We start from the raw sequence: 20,485 nt of genomic DNA on the forward strand, positions 1-20,485 counted from the left end.
CGTCACCGTGGGGCTCGCGCGGTGGGCCCGGGGTCGGTGAACACGCTGCTGCCGTATACATCCCGGTCGGTCAGCGTGATCAAATCGGTCTTGGTCAGCGGCTTGCGCAACTCGACGAGACGCTTGGCCTGCCGCAACCGGCAGCGGTCCAGCGCATTGCGCACGCTGCGCGCGTTGGAGAAGCGCGGACGAGCCATCCGGCGTTCCAGGTACTCCCCGAACGCGATCCGCGCCGCGTCCTCGAAATGGAAGTTCTCCGCCGCCACCATGAGTTCGGCGATGGCCAGCAGTTCCGCATGGGTGTAGTCGGCGAACTCCAGGTGGTGGGCCACCCGTGAGGACAGGCCCGGATTGGCCGAGAAGAAGCGGTCCATCCGGTCGGGGTAGCCCGCGAAGATCACCACCAGGCTGGCGCGCTCGTTCTCCATCTCCTGCAACAGGATCTCGATCACCTCCTGCCCGTAGTCACGTTCGTTCTCCGGCCGGAACAGGTAGTAGGCCTCGTCGATGAACAGCACGCCGCCCGCCGCCTTGGCCAGCGCCTCCTTCGTCTTGGGCGCGGTGTGCCCGATGAATTGGCCCACCAGATCGTCCCGGGTGACGGTGTGCACCTTCGGTTTGCGGATGTAGCCGAGAGCATGCAGTATCTGCGCCATCCGCAGCGCCACCGTCGTCTTGCCCGTCCCCGGTCCACCGGTGAAGCTCATGTGCATAGTGGGCCGCGACGAGGTCAGCCCGAATCGCTGGCGCGCGCGGTCGATCAGCAGCAGCGCCGCTATCTCACGAACCCGCCGCTTCACCGGGGCCAGCCCGATCAGCTCCGCGTCCAGCTTGCGCAGCGTCTCCTCGACGTCGTGCCCGGCGACGTCGGCCGACAGATCGAGCACCGCGTCCTCGCCCAGAATTTCCGGCTCCTCGGGTTCAGCGGGCGCCGTCCGCACCGCGCCGGGGACGTCGGTCCCCGGCCGGTGCAGACGGAATCCGGAGCCGTTGCGCTCAGCCGCCATACCGCTCTCCCGGGCGGACGGTCGTCGCGTACGAGTGCAGGCCGTACTTCTGCCTGCGATCCGGCCCCTCCGTGCGGGTCAGCACGAAGCCGGGCTCGTCGGGCGGCCGCTGCACCAGGAAACTCAGCGCCGTCGTCTGCCTGGTGTAGCGCGCGTCATAGGCCAGCACCCGCACGTAATGGCGCGGGAAGGTGGCCCGGCACGCGTTGATCTCGGCCAGCACACCGTCGGGCTCGTCGAGATCGAACAACGGCAGGCCCCACATCTCCCAGTAGGCGTTGCGCGGATGCGGATCGTCGGTGTACTCGATGGACACCGGCCAGCTGTTGAGCAGCGCGTAGCGCACCTGGGCGGCGATCTGCTCGTCGGTCAGCGGCGGCAGGTAGCAGAACGTTCCGTGCCTGAGATACATCGGGTTTCCTTCCGGGTCGGTCAGCGGCTGGCCGTCGGCACGGCGTCCGGCGCGTCGGTGGAGGTGTAGTCGAAGGTGACATCGCCCCAGGTCGCCAGGGCGACGTCGAGCGGACGGCAGATCTCGGCCGCCTTGCGCAACACCTCGGGCCCCTCCTTCAGCAGGTCGCGGCCTTCGTTGCGGGCCTGCACGACCGCCTCGAGGGCGACCCGGTTCGCCTCCGCGCCCGCGGCGATGCCGAGCGGGTGCCCGATCGTGCCGCCGCCGAACTGCAGCACCACGTCGTCACCGAACAGGTCGAGCAGTTGATGCATCTGCCCGGCATGGATGCCACCGGAGGCCACCGGCATCACACCGGGCAGGCTCGCCCAGTACTGGTCGAAGAAGATCCCGTTGGCCGGCTCGGTCCGGATGTGGTTGTCCCGCAACGTGTCGTAGAACCCCTTGGTGGTCGCCGGATCGCCTTCCAGCTTCCCGACCACGGTGCCCGCGTGCAGATGGTCGACGCCGATCAGCCTGCACCACTTGGCCAGCACTCGGAAGCTGACGCCGTGCGTCTTCTGCCGCGTGTAGGTGGAATGCCCCGCCCGATGCAGATGCAGCAGCACGCCGTTGCGGCGCGCCCAGTGCGACATCGACTGCATCGCGGTGAATCCCACGGTGAGATCCATCATGATCACGACGCTGCCGAGTTCCTTGGCGAATTCCGCGCGCTCGTACATCTCCTCCATCGACGCAGCGGTCACATTGAGGTAGTGGCCTTTGATCTCGCCGGTCTCGGCCATCGCGCGATTCACGCCCTCCATCGCGAACAGGTAGCGGTCGCGCCAGCGCATGAACGGCTGCGAGTTGATGTTCTCGTCGTCCTTGGTGAAATCCAGGCCGCCTTTGCACGCCTCATAGATCACCCTCCCGTAATTGCGGGCGGATAGCCCGAGTTTCGGTTTCACCGTCGCGCCCAGCAGCGGCCTGCCGAATTTGTTGAGATATTCGCGCTCCATCACGGTGCCGTGCGGCGGCCCCTGGAACGTCTTCACGTACGCCACCGGAATGCGCATGTCCTCCAGCCGCAGGGCGAGCAGCGGCTTGAACCCGAACACGTTACCGATGATCGAGGAGGTCAGGTTGGTGATCGACCCCTCCTCGAACAGGTCGAGATCGTAAGCGACATAAGCGAAGTACTCGCCCGGCCGTCCGGGTACCTCGTCGATGCGGTAGCACTTCGCCTGATACCGCGAGTGCGCGGTGAGCCGGTCGGTCCACACCACCGTCCACGTCGCCGTGGAGGACTCGCCCGCCACCGCGGCCGCCGCCTCGATCGGGTCGACGCCGCGCTGCGGGGTCACCCGGAACACGGCGAGCACGTCGGTCTCCGACGGCTGATAGTCCGGCGCGTAATACCCCATCGACGCATAGGATTGGACACCCGGATCCCAGCGGTCGCGTTCGATTTCTTCGGCCATCGTTCCTCCTGCTGTGCCGCTGCGGGACACCCGCACCCGGGTGAACGGGCGTGCCTTGGGATTTCCAGGATGACGGGCCGGATACCGACAAACAATTTGATTGTTCCTCGCGATACCCAACGTTTTCGTTGAGTTTGTTACCGTCGTTCGGTGGGTATGGTGAGCGCGGCTCGGATGGAAACCTTCCTGGCCGTCGCCCGCCACGGCAGCATTCGCCGCGCCGCGGCGCAACTGCACATCACCGAGGCCGCCGTTTCCGCGGCCGTCGCACACATCGAGAAACAGCTCGGCGCCGAACTCCTCGCCAAGGCCGGGCGCGGCATCACGCTCACCGAGTCCGGACGCGTCTACGCCGAGTACTGCCGCGGCATCCTCGGCCTGATGAAAGAGGCGCAAGCCGCCGTACGCCGCGCCGAGACCGGGCGCCTGCGGATCGGCGTGGTCGCCACCGCGGGCGAATACGTCCTGCTGCGGCCGCTCGCGTCGTTCCGCCGCCGGTTCCCCGACATCGAGCTGAGCCTGTCGGTGCATCCGCGCGACGCGCTGTTCCTCGAATTGCAGCACCACGAAACGGATCTCGTCATCGCGGGCCGCCCGCCGCGCGACACCGGGTTAGTGGTGCGCGCTCGGCGGCCGAGCCGCCTGGTCGTGGTCGGACTGCCCGAGCTCGACCCGCTGCACACCACATGGCTGCTGCGCGGGCGCGGCTCGGGCACCCGGGAGGCCACCCTCGGCCTACTGGAACAACTCCGGATCGAACCGGCCACCCTCACCCTCGGTTCTCACGGCGCCGTCCTGGCCGCAGCGCGGGAAGGATTGGGCGTCACGCTGATTCACAGCGACGCCATCTCCCAAGACCTGGAGAACGGCGTGCTGCGCGTCCTCCCGGTCGAGGGCACCCCCCTGGACCGTCCATGGCATGCCATCACCACCCGCACTCCGACGCCCACCACCCGCCTGTTCCTCACCCATCTGCTCGACCCCGCCGAGGTCGGCTCCGACGTCTTTCACCCCCACTGATCCTCGTCTCGTACCGGAGCGCCGGTGCGGGGCAGCCGCCGGACCGATATGACAGACTGGCCCGCATGACTCGAGGGGACATACCGTCCAACGTGTCGGACACCGCGCGCTGGGTCGCGGCCTATCGGGCGCGCGAGACGACGCGCCCGGACGCACTCTTCCACGATCCGCTGGCCGACCGGCTGGCCGGAGAACGCGGCCACGCCATCGCCGACAGCGCACCTCGGATGATGCGGGGCGGGTGGCCGATCGTCACCCGGACCAAGCTGATCGACGACCTCATCACGAAAGCGATTGCCGAGGGCTGCGACCGCGTCCTCAACCTCGCGGCCGGCCTGGACACCCGCCCCTACCGGCTGGATCTCCCGGCCGAACTGCTCTGGATCGAGGCGGATCTGCCCGGAATCGTCGCCGAGAAGGACGACGCGCTCGCCGATCAGACGCCGCACTGCGTGCTCATCCGCCGAGCGGTCGATCTCGCCGACCCCAACGCCCGCGCGAAATTCCTCGACGAGGCGCTCGGCACGATCGGCCCGGTCGACGCCCCCGCATCGAAAGCCCTCGTGCTCACCGAGGGCCTACTGATGTACCTCGACCCGCCGACGGTCACCGATCTGGCGAACGCCCTGGCCCGACCGGAGATCGCCTGGTGGCTGCTCGACCTGAGCCTGGGCATGAAGAAGATGCGTTCCGGCGACACCTTCGCCAACGCACCGATGAAATTCGAGCCCCCCAACGGCGTCCGCTTCTTCGAAAACCTCGGCTGGCAGCCGATCGAACTGGAAAGCCTGCTGCTGCACGCCCGCAAATTCCGCCGCGCACCGTGGTACCTGCGCCCATTCACCTATCTGCCCCAGCCCGACCCACGCAAACCCATGCGCAACCCGTGGTCGGGCATCATCCGCTTCCGGCACGTCTGAGCGGGACGATCGGGTCGGCGGTAATCGCTTCCCCACCTTGTGCTCCCGTCCGAGGAGCCGAGAGGCCCCGCACCAGCGAGGCCTCTCGGCGATCGACGGTTGCGATCAAGGATCAGCCGTCGCCTTGCCCGCGCTGCTCCCATTCCGCTTTCCTGCGCAACCATTCCGCCTCACGCCGGTCACGGGCTTCCTCGGTGTTCGACTGTCGATACCACTCAATCAACGACAGCAAACGCGAGCCCTGTCGTGTGGCGGAAAAGACCGCCACGGTGAGCGGGTGCGGCGACCGATCCTGTCCGGACGGTCCCGCGACCGCTCGAGGTTGCCGATCCGGCCTACAGCTGGCCGTGGGGGGAGTCGAAGGTGAGCACGCGTCCGCCCAGTTGGATCTGGGCGCCGGGTGCGAGGGTGACCGGCTGGCCGGGGGCCGCACGCACCCAGTCCTGGCGTCCGGGATGACGGATGTGGGTGCCGTTGGTGGAACCGCCGTCCACGACCGTGACGTCCCAGTCGACGAGGCGGATCTCCGCGTGCGCGCGAGACATTCCGCCCGAGTTGTCCTCCAGGCGCAACGCGCGAGCGCCACGCGCGACGGCCTCGGAATACTCCGGCTCACGACCGAGCACGCAGTCACTGTCCAGTACGAACGACGTGCCGTCGTCCAGTAGCAGCACACCCAGCGGAGGGCGCACCCCCTGACTCAGCACGCAGGTGAGCTGATCCATCCGGATGCCGCATACCGCGCAGAACGACACTCGCGGATCGTTGTGGTGGTGGCGGGCGCACTGGAAGCCCTGCACGATCACCCGATGTCCCATTGTGTTCGAGCCGGTCGACCCGAGCGCGGCCGCGACGACCTCGGCCGACGGCACCACCGTCTCGGCGAGGTTCGCGTCGTTGGCGATGGCGTGCTCCCGGTCGGTGCGGTACGCGGGCCGCGCCGGCGCCCGGTCGGGTCGCGGTGGTATCGGCTGCGCCACCGGGGGTGTCACGCCCGCGCCCGGCGTGGCCCGGCGCGCCGCTGCCTGAAGGTCGACTTCCGTTGCGGCGTCGCCGGACTCCCCGCCCTTGCGCAGGCTCGGCGCCTGCGGCCGCTGCGCTCCCGCCGCCTGCTCCGCTCCAGGACGCCGTGCGGGCGGTGCTTGCGGTCCGGCGGCCCTGCCTCCCGCGACCGCCGCCGGGTCCGGCATCGCCGAGGCCGAAACGGAGTGCGGCACGGACGCCGCTCGTCCGGTGTGCTGTGGCTCCGGGCTTCGCTGCGGTTCGGGTGCGGATACCGGACGCGACTCGGCCGGCGCTTGCCGCGCGGAGTCCGTCTGAGATTGCCGCGTGGAGGCGCCGACGCCGCGGGGCGCCGGTTCACCGTCGTTCGCGCCGTCCAGCGCCCCGGTCCACCACACCACGCCCGACCCCGGTGCGAGCCCCTCGCCGAGCGCGAAGATGCCGCGCCCGGGCAGCGACTCCGCCGTCCATTCCGCCTCGTCCACGAACAGCCCCGCGCCGGCGCCGGGTGCGGGCGTGATCACACGGTCGACGGTGAATCCGGCGTCGCGGCCGCGAAGGATTTCCGTGTGGCCCGCACCGGAGAGGACAGCGGTGACTCCACCGTGCAGGAAAACCGCGAGACCGTTGTCCACCGGCGTGATCACGCCGAATTCGACCTCGTCCTCCTCGCCGTTGGCCAGCCCCATGAGCCAGGTCGTGGCCAGCCGCGCCACCGCGCGCCCGCTGCGGATGCGGTCCCGCGCCACGGCCCCGCGCACGATGTCCAGCAGCGCCGTCATCGTCCGGGCCGCCACCGTGTCCGCCGTGACCACGCCGTCGCCCCGATGCGCGACGACTACGACGGCGCCGCTCGCGCTCGCCACCAGGTGGGCGCCGGGCAAAACCTCGATCTGCGCGCTCACAGGAACCGTCCGCCTCGGAAGCGCCACCGGTGGAACACCACCCGCATCGGACCGTTCACGATGAGCCAGAACACGATCCAGGTGATGACGAACTGGATCAGGAACGCCGCGAGCGCCGGACGCAGATGCGCGGGCAGCACCACCGTGGTGTAACGCACGAGGACCCACATCAGCGCCCCCTCGTTGACGATGGTGATGAAACCGAACAGGGTCGGCCAATCCTTTTCCCAGCGGAACTGCTGCAGGAAATGGTAGAGCAGTTCCCACAGCACACCGACCAGAATGGTGCCCAGCAGAACCGACAATGTCACCCGGTACGCCTGGCCGGTGCTCAGCGAACCGGTCGGCAGAAACGGCGTGATGACCAGCGCGACGACGAAGCCGAGCACGCTCAGCGCGAGAATGCGGGTCTGGATTCGCCCGTTCAAGGTAGGAAGCATCGCTCAGATCTTCGCGTTCGTAACCCACAGCCACCATTGCCGCGTGGAGCGCAGTGGACCCATCCTGCGGCAGAACCCGACCGCGGCCAGATCGTCGGCGATCTCCTGCGCGGCGATCTGCAGGCCGAGGAAGGTGTCCACACCGACGAACGGCCCGCCGAGCGCCGCGCTGCCGGAGGCGTATATCCGGCCCGCGCCGCTGCGGGTGCCGATCAGCTCGAAGGTCGTCTCCACGTCCAGCCTGCCGAGTGGATTGCGCCCCGCGCCGGCGTGGTCCAGCAGGTCGGCCAGCAGCCGGTGCTCGCGGATATCGGCTTCCAACCCCGTGCAGTCGATGATGTAGTCGACGGTGGTGTCGAACGGTTGCGTCGGCGGTGGAAACGGCAGCGGCGCGCTGGTGTCCGGCAGAATCGTCGCGACCACGCCTTGGCGGCTCCCGGCGGGACGCGGAGCCCGCATCGTGCCTGCCATCACCTGGTACCAGCCCTCCCGGCGTCCGCGGCGCAACTGTTCCTGCCAGTTGTCCCGGATCGGGGTGTTGGTGCCCGAGATCTCCTTGTACGCCCGCGCCCGTTCCTCGCCTTGCAGCCGCCGCACCTTCTGCTTGAGCTGACCGCCCCACACCGACTTCGGATAGTTGAAACCCTGGTAGGCCCACCCGTCGCCGCCCTTGCGCCTGCTGAAGATGTTCTTGCCGTGCGGACCGGCGATATACGTGCGGAACAGGTGCAGGATGCGGGTGTCGAGCCGGTAGGAGTCCCGGTCGTCGATGAGCCGCTGTAAGACGCGGCTGGCCACGATCCCGCTGCCGCGGATGAGCACGGTGCCCGGACGGCGCTGCAGCGCCTGGTAGACGTGCTCGTGCGGTTCGTAGGCGTTGACCACGCGTGTCGGATCACGGTGGGTCTCGCGGTACTCCTGCAGGTCCGGCAGTAGCTTCAGACCCGGATAGCCCACCGCGACATGCACATACGTGCTGCGGAATGCCACCCGCTTGGTCGGCGTCGAGCCCGCGGGCGGGGTGAGGATGGTGAAGTATCCGCCACCGTGGCGCTTGCGGACCATCCGCACGTGGCCGCGGTGCAGCGAGCGGGTGTAGCCGATGCGGTGGAATTCCCGTTCCATGGCGGCGAAGGCCTGGCCCGCGCGCGGGGTGTAGTAGTTGGCGAAGATCGGCTCGGTGAAGACGTTCCACAGCGGCTTGATCGATCGGTCCGCGATGGCCTCTCGCACCGCGTAGGACGGGAAACCCCAGATGTTGTCGGGAGTCGAGGCCGAGTCGCTGCGCAGGCGCTCGCGGCGGGGGATCTGCGACACCCTGGTGAGGTACTCGTAGGACGCCCAGGGGTGCTCCTGCGGACCGAGCACCGCCATCGCCTCGGCGGGCACGCCGAAGATCCGGAGGGTGTCGTAGGTGACGAACGACCCGATTCCGCTGCCGATGGTCACGAACGGTACGTCGATCACCGGAATCCCCGCGCTGCCCAGCATTTCATCGGTCCACACGTCGGTGCCGACGAGGGCCTGCGTGATATCTCCCCGCATTGGGCGGACTTTACCGGCAGATTCTTATCGACTGCTTGCCATCGGCTTCAGCCGGACGACCCCGCCGGTGACGCGCGGTGCGCGACGCGCGCGAACGATCTGCGGCAAACCTGCCACGCGGTCCACCCTCGCGGACGTACCATGCCGTGCGTGGCCGATTCCCCTCGTTCCACCCCGCTGCGGGTTCTCGTGTACAGCAACGACGCCGACACCAGGCGTCAGGTGATCCAGGCCTTGGGCAAGCGTCCGAGCCAGGAGTTGCCGGAGTTCGAGTACCTCGAGGTCGCCACCGCCCCCGTGGTGATCGCACAGATGGATGCCGGAGGCATAGACCTGGCGGTGCTCGACGGCGAGGCCAGTCCGGCCGGCGGACTCGGCATCGCCAAGCAATTGAAGGACGAGGTCGATCCGTGCCCGCCGTTACTGGTGCTCACCGGCCGGCCCGACGACGCCTGGCTTGCCAGCTGGTCGCGCGCCGAGGCCGCGGTGGCGCATCCGATCGATCCGCTCCGGCTCACCGAGGCCGTCGTCGCGCTGCTGCGCAGCCGTTCCGCGGCCTGACCGAGAGACGCGCTCACCCGCGGCCACACTCCGGGCATTCATAGCGATCATGAATTAGTCCAGCCGTCGGGGCGGTCGCGGTCCGAGGCCGGGAAAACGCCCTCCGAACTCTCCCCCTTCCACTCCCCCGGTCGCTGTGCCGCTGTCGCCCTCCCCGACTCCGAACCCGCTCGGGACCACATTTGACGTCGCAGTACGCGACAGCCCGGCATTGCCAACTGACCGTTCACCCAACGTCGCGCGCGCCTTCCCGGATTACCACCGTTTCGGTCATAAATGCTTGTACTGAATTCGATCAAACAGCGTCGCCAAACCCGCTGCGGAGTTCCCTATCGGTTGTAGGCTGTGCCGTACCTCACATGGAAGCGGATCAGGGAATGACCGGTTCCAGGTAGAGCCGAGGGCGAGTCTGGCCGAGGCGGACAACGACGTCAGCCCGCCTCGGACGCTGTTGTCAGCTGCAGCTCGCAAGGAGGGGAAGTGCAGTCGTGAATATCGAGGTGCCGACGCTCGTACTCGGCGCGATCGCGGCGGCGTTCGCGCTGTTCTCCATTGTCCTATCCGCCCTGGTCGGCCCGAAACGACGCAACCGGGCGAAGCTGGAACCCTACGAATGCGGTATCGAACCCACTCCGCATGCCGTGGCCGGCGGACCGGGAAACGTGACCGGGCAACGCTTTCCGGTGAAGTACTACCTCACCGCGATGTTGTTCATCATCTTCGACATCGAGATCGTGTTCCTCTACCCGTGGGCAGTCCACTTCGATGCGCTCGGTCTCTTCGGTCTGGCCGCGATGGCGTTGTTCATCGTCAACGTCTCGGTGGCCTACGCCTACGAGTGGAAGCGCGGCGGGCTCAGCTGGGACTGAATGCCGCGCAGCCGAATTCGTAGCCGACGAGTGGAAGCGAGTCAGTAGAACATGGGTCTCGAGGAAAAACTGCCCAGCGGCTTCCTGCTGAGCACGGTCGAGGATTTCGCCGGATTCCTGCGCAAGGGCTCCCTGTGGCCTGCCACCTTCGGGCTGGCGTGCTGCGCCATCGAGATGATGGCCACCGGCGGAGGCCGTTTCGATATCGCCCGTTTCGGCATGGAAGCCTTCCGTGCATCGCCGCGGCAGGCCGATCTGATGATCGTCGCAGGCCGGGTGAGCCAGAAGATGGCCCCGGTCCTGCGCCAGGTCTATGACCAGATGACCGAACCGAAATGGGTACTGGCGATGGGCGTCTGTGCCTCGTCGGGCGGGATGTTCAACAACTACGCCATCGTGCAGGGCGTCGATCATGTGGTGCCGGTCGACATCTACCTGCCCGGCTGCCCGCCCCGGCCGGAGATGCTGCTCAACGCGATCCTGGCACTGCACGCCAAAATTCAACAGATGCCGCTCGGCGTCAATCGCGAGGAGGCCATCCGCGCCGCCGAACAGGCGGCGCTCGCCTCGACGCCGACCATCCGGATGGAGGGTCTGCTGCGATGACCTTCGACACCCCCGACGACACCGACGCCCCGCCCGCGCACGACGCGATCGACGCCGCGGCCACCGCGGGCCCCGAAGGCACCCTGCCCGAGGAGGACTCCGCACAGACCGGCGGCGACGTGATCGGCGTGCGCCGTGGCATGTTCGGTGTCACCGGCACCGGCGACACCTCCGGTTACGGCCGGCTGGTGCGCCCGGTCACCCTGCCCGGCAGCACGCCCGCCCCGTACGGCGGGTACTTCGACCAGGTGGTCGACGCGCTGCGTGCGGCGCTCATCGCCACCGGCGTCCGCCTGGAAGCGGCGCTGGAGAAAGTGATCGTCTTCCGCGGCGAACTCACCCTGCACGCGCACCGTGAGCAGCTGCTGACCGTGGCTCGCGCCTTGCGCGACGACCCCGCACTGCGATTCGAGCTCTGCCTCGGCGTCGACGGCGTGCACTATCCGGAGGATTCCGGACGTGAACTGCATGCCGTCTATCACCTCATGTCGATCACGCACAACCGCCGCCTGCGGGTAGAGGCCGCCGCGCCGGACGCGGACCCGCACATTCCGTCGCTCTACGAGGTGTATCCGACCACCGATTGGCACGAACGCGAGACCTACGACTTCTTCGGCATCCGGTTCGACGGGCACCCCTCGCTCACCCGGATCACCATGCCGGACGACTGGCGCGGCCACCCCCAGCGCAAGGACTACCCGCTCGGCGGGATCCCGGTCGAATACAAGGGCGCGCGCATCCCGCCGCCCGACGAGCGGAGGGCATACAGCTGATGAACGACACCGACACCGAGCCCGATGTCACCGACCCCGAGCCCACCACGATCACCGTCGCGGGACAGGACTGGGACCAGGTGGCCGAGACGCTGTCCGGCGCGGGCGAGGAACGCATCGTCGTCAACATGGGTCCGCAGCACCCGTCCACCCACGGCGTGCTGCGCCTGATCCTGGAGATCGAAGGCGAAACGGTCACCGAGGCCCGCTGTGGCATCGGCTACCTGCACACCGGAATCGAGAAGAACCTCGAATTCCGCAACTGGACCCAGGGCGTCACCTTCGTCACCCGCATGGACTACCTGTCGCCGTTCTTCAACGAGACGGCGTACTGCCTGGGCGTGGAGAAGCTGCTCGACATCACCGAACAGATCCCCGAGCGCGCCACGGTCGTGCGCGTGCTGCTGATGGAGCTCAACCGCATCTCCTCGCACCTGGTCGCCCTCGCCACCGGCGGCATGGAACTGGGCGCGCTGACGCCGATGCTGTTCGGCTTCCGCGAACGCGAGCTCATCCTCGACGTGTTCGAGACGATCACCGGCCTGCGCATGAACCACGCCTACATCCGCCCCGGCGGCCTGGCTCAGGACCTGCCCGACAACGGGGTCACCAAGGTGCGCGAACTGCTCGCGCTGCTGCCCAAACGGCTGCGCGACATGGAACACCTGCTCACCGCCAACCCGATCTGGAAGGCGCGCACCCAGAACATCGGCTACCTCGACCTGCAGGGGTGCATGGCCCTCGGCATCACCGGTCCCGTGCTGCGCGCCACCGGCCTGCCGCACGATCTGCGCAAAGCCCAGCCCTACTGCGGCTACGAGAACTACGAGTTCGACATCCCCACCACCACCGGATGTGACTGCTACGGCCGTTACGTCATCCGGGTGGAGGAGATGAAGGAGTCGCTGAAAATCGTCGAGCAGTGCCTGGACCGGCTGCGTCCCGGCCCGGTCATGATCGACGACAAGAAGATCGCCTGGCCGGCCGACCTCCAGGTCGGCGCGGACGGACTCGGCAACTCCCCCAAGCACATCGGCAAGATCATGGGCACGTCCATGGAGGGGCTGATCCACCACTTCAAGCTGGTCACCGAAGGCATCCGCGTCCCCGCGGGCCAGGTGTACACGGCGGTGGAGTCACCGCGCGGCGAACTGGGCGTGCACATGGTCAGCGACGGCGGCACCCGGCCCTACCGGGTGCACTATCGCGACCCCTCGTTCACCAATCTGCAAGCGGTCGCGGCGATGTGCGAAGGCGGCATGGTCGCCGACGTCATCGCCTCGGTCGCCAGCATCGACCCGGTCATGGGCGGAGTGGACCGATGAATTCGGCAACACACGGGGATATCCCGAACGGCGGCTACGGAACCAGTGGGACGCAAGTCCTGCTCAAGCTCAGCACCCGGCCCGAGCCCTATCAGCCTTTCGTGCGCGAACGGCTCGAAACCGACGCCAAGGAGATCATCGCGCGCTATCCGCATCCGCGCTCGGCGCTGCTGCCGCTGCTGCACCTGGTGCAGTCCGAGGAAGGCTACGTCACCGGCACCGGCATCGAGTTCTGCGCGGAGCAATTGGGTTTGACGGGCGCCGAAGTCACCGCGGTGGCCACCTTCTACTCGATGTTCCGGCGCACACCCACCGGCGACTACCACGTCGGGGTATGCACCAACACGCTGTGCGCGGTCATGGGCGGCGACGCCATCCTCGCCGCGCTCGAGCGCCACCTCGGCGTCGGGCACGGCGAGACCACGGCGGACGGATCGATCACCCTCGAGCACGTCGAGTGCAACGCGGCCTGCGACTTCGCGCCGGTGGTCATGGTCAACTGGGAATTCTTCGACAACCAGACCCCCGAATCCGCGCGGGCCCTGGTCGACGCGCTGCGAGCCGGGCAGCAGGTCACCCCGAGCCGGGGCGCGCCGCTGTGCACGTTCAAGCAGACCGCCCGCATCCTCGCCGGGTTCCCCGACGAGCGCCCCGGCGTGCTCGACGGCGCCGCCGGTGACGCGACGCTCGCCGGTCTGCGGGTCGCCCGCGAACAGGGTATGCAAGCCCCTGCTCCACAAGAAGATCCGGAGGTTGCGCGATGACGCTCACTCCGGTGCTGAGCACCTACTGGGACGATCCGCAGTCCTGGACGATGGACACCTATCTGCGCCACGACGGCTACCAGGCGCTGCGCACCGCCCTGCGGATGGAACCGGACCAGATCATCCAGGCCGTCAAAGACGCGGGCCTGCGCGGCCGCGGCGGCGCAGGCTTCCCCACCGGCATGAAATGGAGTTTCATCCCGCAGGGCCCCGGACCAGACGGCGTCACCAAACCGCACTACCTGGTGGTGAACGCCGACGAGTCGGAACCAGGCACCTGCAAAGACATTCCGCTGATGCTCGCCTCGCCGCACGCGTTGATCGAAGGCGTCGTCATCGCGGCCTACGCCATTCGCGCGGCGCACGCGTTCATCTACGTGCGCGGCGAGGTCGTTCCGGTGCTGCGGCGCCTGCAGGCCGCGGTGGCCCAGGCCTATGCGGCGGGTTTCCTGGGGCACGACATCCTCGGTTCCGGCTACGACCTCGAGCTGATCGTGCACGCGGGCGCGGGCGCCTACATCTGCGGTGAGGAAACGGCACTGCTGGACTCGCTGGAAGGCCGCCGCGGCCAGCCTCGCCTGCGTCCGCCGTTCCCCGCCGTCGCCGGGCTGTATGCCTGCCCGACCGTGGTGAACAACGTGGAATCCATCGCCAGCGTGCCGCCGATCATCCGCAACGGCATCGCCTGGTTCCGCTCCATGGGCAGCGAGAGGTCACCCGGATTCACCCTTTACTCGCTGTCGGGTCACGTCGCCCGGCCGGGGCAGTACGAGGCGCCGCTCGGCGTCACACTGCGTGAACTGCTCGGCTACGCGGGCGGCGTGCGCGCCGGGCACCGGGTGAAGTTCTGGACACCCGGCGGGTCGTCCACGCCGCTGTTCACCGAGGAGCACCTCGACGTGCCGCTCGACTACGAAGGCGTCGCGAGCGCGGGATCCATGCTCGGCACCAAGGCACTGCAGATCTTCGACGACACCACCTGCGTGGTGCGGGCCGTGCTGCGCTGGACCCAGTTCTACGCCCACGAGTCCTGCGGCAAGTGCACGCCCTGCCGGGAGGGCACCTACTGGCTGGTGCAATTGCTGGAACGGATCGAAGCGGGCACCGGCGTCACGTCCGACCTGGACAAGCTCCTCGACATCAGCGACACCATCAACGGCAAGTCGTTCTGCGCCCTCGGCGACGGCGCGGCCAGTCCGATCATCTCCTCGCTGAAGTACTTCCGCGACGAATACGCCGAGCACCTGCGGCTCGGCGCATGCCCATTCGACCCGGCGCGCTCCACCGCATGGGCCGAGTCAGGAGAAGAGGTCCGATGAAACCGGTATCGCGCAGCGATTCGATCAACGGTGGCGGCCGGGCGACGGGTGGGCCCGCCATCGTGCGAGACCACACCGGCGGGCCCGCTCCCGCCGACCTGGTGACCGTGACCATCGACGACACGGAGGTCAGCGTCCCGCCGGGCACGCTGCTGATCCGTGCCGCCGAACTCATCGGCATCCAGATCCCCCGCTTCTGTGACCATCCGCTGCTGGACCCGGTCGGCGCCTGCCGCCAATGCCTGGTCGAGGTCGAGGGACAGCGCAAGCCGGTCGCCTCCTGCACCATGGCCGTCACCGACGGCATGGTGGTCCGCACCCAGCTCACCTCGCCCGCCGCCGACAAGGCGCAGGAGGGCGTGATGGAACTGCTGCTGATCAACCATCCGCTCGATTGCCCGGTGTGCGACAAGGGCGGCGAATGCCCGCTGCAGAACCAGGCGATGTCCACCGGCCGCGCCGAATCCCGGTTCGACGGCCGCAAACGTACATATCCCAAACCGATTCCGCTGTCCACGGCCGTGCTGCTGGACCGGGAACGCTGCGTGCTCTGCGCCCGCTGCACCCGGTTCTCCCAGCAGATCGCGGGCGATCCGTTCATCGAATTGATGGACCGCGGCGCTCTGCAACAGGTCGGCACCGCACAGGCCGAACCGCTGGACTCCTACTTCTCCGGCAACACCGTGCAGATCTGCCCGGTCGGCGCGCTCACCGGCACCGCCTACCGATTCCGCGCGCGGCCGTTCGATCTGGTGTCCAGCCCGAACGTCTGCGAGCACTGCGCCTCCGGCTGCGCCCAGCGCACCGACCACCGGCGCGGCAAGGTCCTGCGCCGGCTGGCCGGGGACGACCCGCAGGTCAACGAGGAGTGGAACTGCGACAAGGGCCGGTGGGCGTTCGCCTACGCCACCGAGCCCGACCGGCTCACCACCCCTCTGGTGCGTGGCTGGGACGGCGAACTCGCCCCCGCCTCCTGGTCGCAGGCGCTGGCCGCCGCCGCGGAGGGATTGGCCGCGTCGTTCGGCAACGCGGGCGTGCTCGTCGGCGGCCGGGTCACCGAAGAGGACGCCTACGCCTACGCGAAGTTCGCACGGGTCGCCCTCGGCACCAACGACATCGACTTCCGCTCCCGCGCGCATTCGGCGGAGGAGGCCGACTTCCTCGCCGCCCGCGTCGCGGGCCAGGACGGCACGGTGACCTACGACAGCATGGAGGCCGCGCCGGTCGTCCTGCTCGTCGGATTCGAACCCGAAGAAGAATCGCCGATCGTCTACCTGCGGTTGCGCAAGGCCGCCCGCAAGAACCGCCTGCCGATCTACTCGCTCGCGCCGTACTCCTCACGCGGGCTCGACCGCATGTCCGGCCGACTGATGCGCGCCGTGCCGGGGGCCGAGCCGCATCTGCTCGACGCCATCCGCACCGGCGAGATCACCACGCCCGGCGCGGATCCCGCCCAGCTGGCCGATCTGGCCCGGCTGCTGCGCGAACCCGGCGCCGTGATCATGGTCGGCGAGCGGATGGCAGGTGTCGCGGGCGCGCTGTCGGCCGCCGTGCGCCTCGCCGAGGCGACCGGAGCGGCCCTGGCCTGGGTGCCGCGCCGGGCCGGCGAACGCGGCGCGGTCGAAGCGGGCGCGCTGCCCGGCCTGCTGCCCGGCGGCCGGCCCGTCGCCGATCCCCGTGCCCGCCAACAGGTTCGGGCGGTCTGGAACGTGCCCGAGCTGCCCGTCGGCGCGGGCCGGGATACGACGGCCATCCTGGAGGCCGCGTCCGGGCTCGGCGCCCTGGTCATCGGCGGTGTCGACGTCGCCGATCTGCCCGACCCGGCCGCCGCGCTGGCCGCCATCGACGCGGCCAGGTTCGTGGTGAGCCTGGAACTGCGCCGCAGCCCGGTCACCGAACGCGCCGACGTGGTGTTCCCGGTGGCCGCGGCCATGGAGAAGGCAGGCACCTTCCGCACCTGGGAGGGCAGGCCACGCCCGTTCGCCGCCGCGCTCGGCGACGACATGGTGCGCCGACGGACCGCGCCGCTGTCGGATCAGCGGGTGCTGCACGCCGTCGCCGAGGAGATGTCGGTGCGCTTGGGCCTGCCCGACGTCGAGTCCGCCCGCGCCGAACTCGCCGAACTCGGCGCGTGGGACGGCGCGCCCGTCACCGCACCCACCCACCAGCCGCATCCGCTGCCGCGGCCCGAACCCGGCACCGCGGTGCTCGCCAGTTGGCGGATGCTGCTGGACGAGGGGCGCATGCAGGACGGCGAACCGAATCTCGCGGGCATCGCCCGGCCTCCGGTGGTGCGCCTGTCGGCCGCCACCGCCGCCGAACTCGGCGTGCAGCCCGACGATCCGGTCACCGTCGCCACCAGCCGTGGCGCCGTCACGCTGCCCCTGATGATCAGCGACCTGCCCGAGCGGGTGGTGTGGCTGCCGCAGCACTCGCCCGGCTGCTCCATCGCCGAGCAGCTCGCCGTCCAGCCCGGCGCGATCGTGCATCTGCGGCACGCCGACGAGAGGATGAAGGAGCACCGTCATGAGTGATCTCGCCACACTCGTCACGGCGTCCGCGGTGACGTACGCCGCGGACTCCGATCCCTACACTCCCGCGGGATTCGGGCACGACCCGCTGTGGCTCGTGATCGCCAAAGCCGTGGCCGTCTTCGTCTACCTGATGCTGATCCCGCTGATCGCCGTGCTCGCGGAACGAAAGATCGTGGCACGCATGCAGATGCGGATCGGCCCGAACCGGACCGGGCCGTTCGGGTCGTTGCAGAGCATCGCCGACGGCGTGAAGATGGCTCTCAAAGAGGACATCGTCCCGGCGATCGTGGACAAGCCCATCTACATCCTCGCGCCGGTCGTCTCGGTGGTGCCCGCGTTCATGGCGTTCGCGGTGATCCCGCTCGGACCCGAGGTGTCGGTCTTCGGAGTCACCACCCCGCTGCAGCTCACCGATCTGCCGGTGGCGGTGCTGTACATCCTCGCGATCACGTCCATCGGCGTCTACGGCATCGTGCTCGCCGGCTGGTCGTCGGGCTCCACCTATCCGCTGCTGGGCGGGTTGCGCTCGACCGCGCAGGTCATCTCCTACGAGATCGCGATGGCGCTGTGCTTCGCGACGGTGTTCCTGCTCGGTGGCACCATGGCCACCTCCGGCATCGTGTCCGCCCAGGAAGGCACCTGGTATGTGTTCCTGCTGCTGCCGTCGTTCCTGATCTACTGCGTCTCGATGGTCGGCGAGACCAACCGGGCGCCGTTCGACCTGCCCGAGGCCGAGGGCGAGCTGGTCGGCGGCTTCCACACCGAGTACTCCTCGCTCAAGTTCGCCATGTTCATGCTGGCCGAGTACGTCAACATGGGCACGGTGTCCGCGCTGGCCACCACCTTGTTCCTCGGCGGCTGGCGGGCGCCGTGGCCGCTGAACATGTGGGACGGCGCGAACTCCGGGTGGTGGCCGGTGCTGTGGTTCACCGCCAAGGTCTGGACGTTCCTGTTCGTGTTCATCTGGCTGCGCGGCACACTGCCCCGGCTGCGCTACGACCAATTCATGAACCTGGGCTGGAAACTGCTGATCCCGACTTCGCTGGCGTGGGTCATGGTGGTGGCCACCGCGCGGGTGCTGCAAGCCGAGGGCTATCCGGTGCAGACTCCGATCCTGGTGATCGGCGGCTTGGTCGTCACCGGCCTGCTGGTGCTGCAGTTCCTGCGGGCGGGACGGGCCGGGGCGACGCTTCCGGTGGTCGAGGAGCCCGTCGCCGCGGACTCCGGCGACTCGACGGTCTTCCTCGGCTTCCCGGTGCCGCCGCTGCCCGCCGACGCGCACGCGCGCGACGCCACCCGCACCAAAGCGGGCCTGTTCGAGCCACTTTCCGGGTTCGCGGTCACCGCCACCACCATGTTCAAGAAGCCGAACACCGAGTTCTATCCCGAGCAGAAGACGCCGACCGCGCCGCGCTACCACGGCAGGCATCAACTCAACCGCCATCCCGACGGCTTGGAGAAGTGCATCGGCTGCGAACTGTGCGCATGGGCCTGCCCCGCCGACGCGATCTACGTCGAAGGCGCCGACAACACCGACGCCGAACGGTTCTCACCCGGTGAACGGTACGGGCGGGTCTACCAGATCAACTACCTGCGCTGCATCGGCTGCGGATTGTGCATCGAGGCCTGCCCCACCCGGGCGCTGACGATGACCAACGACTACGAGATGACCGACGACAACCGGGCCGATCTGATCTATGAGAAGGATCGGTTGCTCGCCCCGCTGCAGCCCGGGATGACCGCCCCGCCGCACGCCATGCACCCCGGCTCCGACGAGGCGGACTACTACCTCGGCCGGGTGCCCGGCGCCGCGCCTGCCGCCAACGGAGCCACGGCGACCGACGCGCCCCGGCAGCCCGCCACCGCCACCGCGGGCGTGGAAGGAGCGAAGCGATGACCGAACTGATCCTGGCCGCGGAGCCGTTGACTCGCGCGTCCACCGGCGAAACCGTCCAGTTCTGGATCCTCGCCCCGCTGGCCGTGCTCGGCGCGCTCGGCATGGTGTTCGCACCCAAAGCGGTGCACTCCGCACTGTGCCTGGCCGCCACGATGATCGCGCTGGCTTCGTTCTACATCGCCCAGGACGCGCTGTTCCTCGGCGTGGTGCAGATCGTGGTCTATACCGGCGCGGTGATGATGCTGTTCCTGTTCGTGCTGATGCTCGTCGGCGTCGACTCCGCGGAATCGCTGAAGGAGACCATCCGCGGCCAGCGGCTCGCCGCGGCCGCGGTGGGCATCGGCTTCGGGCTGCTGCTCAGCGGCGGCATCGCCCACGGCGTGCGGGAGTCCGGAGTCACTTTTCCCGCCATCGGTTTCCCCGGTCGCGACGTCATCGCCGAACTGGCCGAGCTGATCTTCCTGCGCTACGTGTGGGCCTTCGAACTCACCGGAGCGCTGCTGATCACCGCCACCATCGGCGCGATGGTCCTGGCCCACCGTGAGCACTTCGGACCCCGCGCCGATCAGCGCGAACTGTCGCGCCGCCGGTTCCGTGAGAAGGGGCATCGCGCGACTCCGCTGCCCACCCCCGGCGTCTACGCCAGGCACAACGCGGTGGACATCCCGGCGCGGCTGCCCGACGGGTCGTTCGAGGAACTGTCGGTCAGCACCATCCTGCGCCACCGCCGCACCAGGGCGCTCACCGAAGCGGCCGTCATCTCGGTCGGCACCACGCCCGCATCGGACGGGACCGACAACCCCAGCGACGAGGAAGGCAACCGGTGAACCCCGAGAACTACCTGTTCCTGTCCGCCCTGCTGTTCACCATCGGCGCGGCCGGAGTGCTGCTGCGGCGCAACGCCATCGTGGTGTTCATGTGCATCGAGTTGATGCTCAACGCGGTGAACCTCGCGTTCGTCACCTTCGCCCGAATGCACGCCGACCTCGACGGGCAGGTGTTCGCGTTCTTCACGATGGTGGTCGCCGCCGCCGAGGTGGTCGTCGGCCTGGCAATCATCATGACCATCTTCCGCACCCGCCGCTCGACCTCGGTCGACGACGCCAACCTGCTGAAGTTCTGA

Annotated in this window: 19 protein-coding genes; 13 read left to right on the forward strand and 6 right to left on the reverse strand. The window is 68.6% G+C overall.

The annotated features are described in order from the left end of the window. Positions 1-2: 2 nt before the first annotated feature. Genes NNI01S_RS14695 through NNI01S_RS14705 form a run of 3 tightly spaced genes read right to left on the reverse strand, consistent with a single transcriptional unit; the run spans position 3 to position 2,882 of the window. Positions 3-1,007 (reverse strand): AAA family ATPase, encoded by a 1,005-nt coding sequence (locus tag NNI01S_RS14695; protein ID WP_063020660.1) that lies wholly within the window; start codon positions 1,005-1,007, stop codon positions 3-5. Continuing rightward, the gene (locus tag NNI01S_RS14700; RefSeq protein WP_063020661.1) at positions 997-1,419 is read right to left on the reverse strand and encodes a ribulose bisphosphate carboxylase small subunit; all 423 of its coding nucleotides are present in this window, start codon (positions 1,417-1,419) and stop codon (positions 997-999) included. Before NNI01S_RS14700 ends, NNI01S_RS14695 begins: the two co-directional genes overlap by 11 nt. Positions 1,420-1,439: 20 nt before the next feature. Further along, entirely contained in the window at positions 1,440-2,882 is a 1,443-nt protein-coding gene (locus tag NNI01S_RS14705) for a form I ribulose bisphosphate carboxylase large subunit (RefSeq protein WP_063020662.1), read from the reverse strand. 156 nt (positions 2,883-3,038) lie between these two features. Between NNI01S_RS14705 and NNI01S_RS14710 the strand changes: the two genes are divergently transcribed. Beyond that, on the forward strand, positions 3,039-3,902 hold the full coding sequence (locus NNI01S_RS14710) for a LysR family transcriptional regulator (protein ID WP_245676142.1): 864 nt from the start codon (positions 3,039-3,041) through the stop codon (positions 3,900-3,902). Between the two features lie 65 nt (positions 3,903-3,967). Continuing rightward, positions 3,968-4,822, forward strand: coding sequence for a class I SAM-dependent methyltransferase (locus NNI01S_RS14715; protein ID WP_063020664.1), 855 nt, complete (start codon positions 3,968-3,970; stop codon positions 4,820-4,822). A gap of 335 nt (positions 4,823-5,157) precedes the next feature. Here the strand turns inward: NNI01S_RS14715 and NNI01S_RS14720 are convergent, their stop codons facing one another. The 3 genes from NNI01S_RS14720 to NNI01S_RS14730 are packed head-to-tail and all read right to left on the reverse strand — an operon-like array spanning position 5,158 to position 8,714. Then, the gene (locus NNI01S_RS14720; protein WP_063020665.1) at positions 5,158-6,729 is read right to left on the reverse strand and encodes an FHA domain-containing protein; all 1,572 of its coding nucleotides are present in this window, start codon (positions 6,727-6,729) and stop codon (positions 5,158-5,160) included. Beyond that, complete coding sequence (locus NNI01S_RS14725) at positions 6,726-7,169, reverse strand: hypothetical protein (RefSeq protein ID WP_063020666.1); 444 nt, start codon at positions 7,167-7,169, stop codon at positions 6,726-6,728. The genes NNI01S_RS14720 and NNI01S_RS14725 overlap by 4 nt, the downstream gene beginning before the upstream one ends. Positions 7,170-7,172: 3 nt before the next feature. Continuing rightward, positions 7,173-8,714: a hypothetical protein gene (locus NNI01S_RS14730; protein WP_063020667.1), complete on the reverse strand. Its 1,542-nt coding sequence runs from the start codon at positions 8,712-8,714 to the stop codon at positions 7,173-7,175. Between the two features lie 141 nt (positions 8,715-8,855). Here NNI01S_RS14730 and NNI01S_RS14735 point away from each other — a divergent pair, with 141 nt between their 5' ends. The 11 genes from NNI01S_RS14735 to nuoK all read left to right on the forward strand — a co-directional run bounded on the left by NNI01S_RS14735 (position 8,856) and on the right by nuoK (position 20,485). Then, positions 8,856-9,275 carry an Rv3143 family two-component system response regulator gene (locus tag NNI01S_RS14735; RefSeq protein WP_063020668.1) on the forward strand — a complete coding sequence of 140 codons (420 nt, stop codon included), beginning with the start codon at positions 8,856-8,858 and terminating at the stop codon, positions 9,273-9,275. A 488-nt stretch (positions 9,276-9,763) separates the two neighbouring features. After that, positions 9,764-10,144: an NADH-quinone oxidoreductase subunit A gene (locus NNI01S_RS14740; RefSeq protein ID WP_063020669.1), complete on the forward strand. Its 381-nt coding sequence runs from the start codon at positions 9,764-9,766 to the stop codon at positions 10,142-10,144. 51 nt (positions 10,145-10,195) lie between these two features. Continuing rightward, positions 10,196-10,750 (forward strand): NuoB/complex I 20 kDa subunit family protein, encoded by a 555-nt coding sequence (locus tag NNI01S_RS14745; RefSeq protein ID WP_043691073.1) that lies wholly within the window; start codon positions 10,196-10,198, stop codon positions 10,748-10,750. Next, positions 10,747-11,523: an NADH-quinone oxidoreductase subunit C gene (locus NNI01S_RS14750; RefSeq protein WP_174554402.1), complete on the forward strand. Its 777-nt coding sequence runs from the start codon at positions 10,747-10,749 to the stop codon at positions 11,521-11,523. The genes NNI01S_RS14745 and NNI01S_RS14750 overlap by 4 nt, the downstream gene beginning before the upstream one ends. Further along, the gene (nuoD, locus tag NNI01S_RS14755; protein WP_063020670.1) at positions 11,523-12,848 is read left to right on the forward strand and encodes an NADH dehydrogenase (quinone) subunit D; all 1,326 of its coding nucleotides are present in this window, start codon (positions 11,523-11,525) and stop codon (positions 12,846-12,848) included. The genes NNI01S_RS14750 and nuoD overlap by 1 nt, the downstream gene beginning before the upstream one ends. Further along, a complete protein-coding gene (gene nuoE, locus NNI01S_RS14760) occupies positions 12,845-13,612 on the forward strand; it encodes an NADH-quinone oxidoreductase subunit NuoE (RefSeq protein ID WP_063020671.1) in 768 nt (255 codons plus the stop codon). Before nuoD ends, nuoE begins: the two co-directional genes overlap by 4 nt. Continuing rightward, entirely contained in the window at positions 13,609-14,931 is a 1,323-nt protein-coding gene (gene nuoF / locus NNI01S_RS14765; protein WP_063020672.1) for an NADH-quinone oxidoreductase subunit NuoF, read from the forward strand. The genes nuoE and nuoF overlap by 4 nt, the downstream gene beginning before the upstream one ends. After that, positions 14,928-17,465 carry an NADH-quinone oxidoreductase subunit G gene (locus NNI01S_RS14770; protein ID WP_084488801.1) on the forward strand — a complete coding sequence of 846 codons (2,538 nt, stop codon included), beginning with the start codon at positions 14,928-14,930 and terminating at the stop codon, positions 17,463-17,465. Before nuoF ends, NNI01S_RS14770 begins: the two co-directional genes overlap by 4 nt. Continuing rightward, a complete protein-coding gene (gene nuoH, locus NNI01S_RS14775; protein ID WP_084488802.1) occupies positions 17,458-19,362 on the forward strand; it encodes an NADH-quinone oxidoreductase subunit NuoH in 1,905 nt (634 codons plus the stop codon). The genes NNI01S_RS14770 and nuoH overlap by 8 nt, the downstream gene beginning before the upstream one ends. Then, entirely contained in the window at positions 19,359-20,189 is an 831-nt protein-coding gene (locus NNI01S_RS14780) for an NADH-quinone oxidoreductase subunit J (protein ID WP_063020673.1), read from the forward strand. Before nuoH ends, NNI01S_RS14780 begins: the two co-directional genes overlap by 4 nt. Next, the gene (gene nuoK, locus NNI01S_RS14785; protein ID WP_040866745.1) at positions 20,186-20,485 is read left to right on the forward strand and encodes an NADH-quinone oxidoreductase subunit NuoK; all 300 of its coding nucleotides are present in this window, start codon (positions 20,186-20,188) and stop codon (positions 20,483-20,485) included. The genes NNI01S_RS14780 and nuoK overlap by 4 nt, the downstream gene beginning before the upstream one ends.

This window comes from Nocardia niwae NBRC 108934 = DSM 45340 (genome assembly GCF_001613465.1).
Taxonomy (GTDB): Bacteria; Actinomycetota; Actinomycetes; order Mycobacteriales; family Mycobacteriaceae; genus Nocardia; species Nocardia niwae.

Excerpts from the sequence above, each read along its gene's own strand:
- NNI01S_RS14715 (WP_063020664.1), top strand. The coding sequence starts at position 3,968 with ATGACTCGAGGGGACATACCGTCCAACGTGTCGGACACCGCGCGCTGG.
- NNI01S_RS14705 (WP_063020662.1), bottom strand. The coding sequence starts at position 2,882 with ATGGCCGAAGAAATCGAACGCGACCGCTGGGATCCGGGTGTCCAATCC.
- NNI01S_RS14750 (WP_174554402.1), top strand. The coding sequence starts at position 10,747 with ATGACCTTCGACACCCCCGACGACACCGACGCCCCGCCCGCGCACGAC.
- NNI01S_RS14725 (WP_063020666.1), bottom strand. The coding sequence starts at position 7,169 with ATGCTTCCTACCTTGAACGGGCGAATCCAGACCCGCATTCTCGCGCTG.
- NNI01S_RS14730 (WP_063020667.1), bottom strand. The coding sequence starts at position 8,714 with ATGCGGGGAGATATCACGCAGGCCCTCGTCGGCACCGACGTGTGGACC.
- nuoH (WP_084488802.1), top strand. The coding sequence starts at position 17,458 with ATGAGTGATCTCGCCACACTCGTCACGGCGTCCGCGGTGACGTACGCC.
- NNI01S_RS14695 (WP_063020660.1), bottom strand. The coding sequence starts at position 1,007 with ATGGCGGCTGAGCGCAACGGCTCCGGATTCCGTCTGCACCGGCCGGGG.
- NNI01S_RS14780 (WP_063020673.1), top strand. The coding sequence starts at position 19,359 with ATGACCGAACTGATCCTGGCCGCGGAGCCGTTGACTCGCGCGTCCACC.
- nuoD (WP_063020670.1), top strand. The coding sequence starts at position 11,523 with ATGAACGACACCGACACCGAGCCCGATGTCACCGACCCCGAGCCCACC.
- NNI01S_RS14710 (WP_245676142.1), top strand. The coding sequence starts at position 3,039 with ATGGTGAGCGCGGCTCGGATGGAAACCTTCCTGGCCGTCGCCCGCCAC.
- nuoE (WP_063020671.1), top strand. The coding sequence starts at position 12,845 with ATGAATTCGGCAACACACGGGGATATCCCGAACGGCGGCTACGGAACC.
- NNI01S_RS14735 (WP_063020668.1), top strand. The coding sequence starts at position 8,856 with ATGCCGTGCGTGGCCGATTCCCCTCGTTCCACCCCGCTGCGGGTTCTC.
- nuoF (WP_063020672.1), top strand. The coding sequence starts at position 13,609 with ATGACGCTCACTCCGGTGCTGAGCACCTACTGGGACGATCCGCAGTCC.
- NNI01S_RS14745 (WP_043691073.1), top strand. The coding sequence starts at position 10,196 with ATGGGTCTCGAGGAAAAACTGCCCAGCGGCTTCCTGCTGAGCACGGTC.
- NNI01S_RS14700 (WP_063020661.1), bottom strand. The coding sequence starts at position 1,419 with ATGTATCTCAGGCACGGAACGTTCTGCTACCTGCCGCCGCTGACCGAC.
- NNI01S_RS14770 (WP_084488801.1), top strand. The coding sequence starts at position 14,928 with ATGAAACCGGTATCGCGCAGCGATTCGATCAACGGTGGCGGCCGGGCG.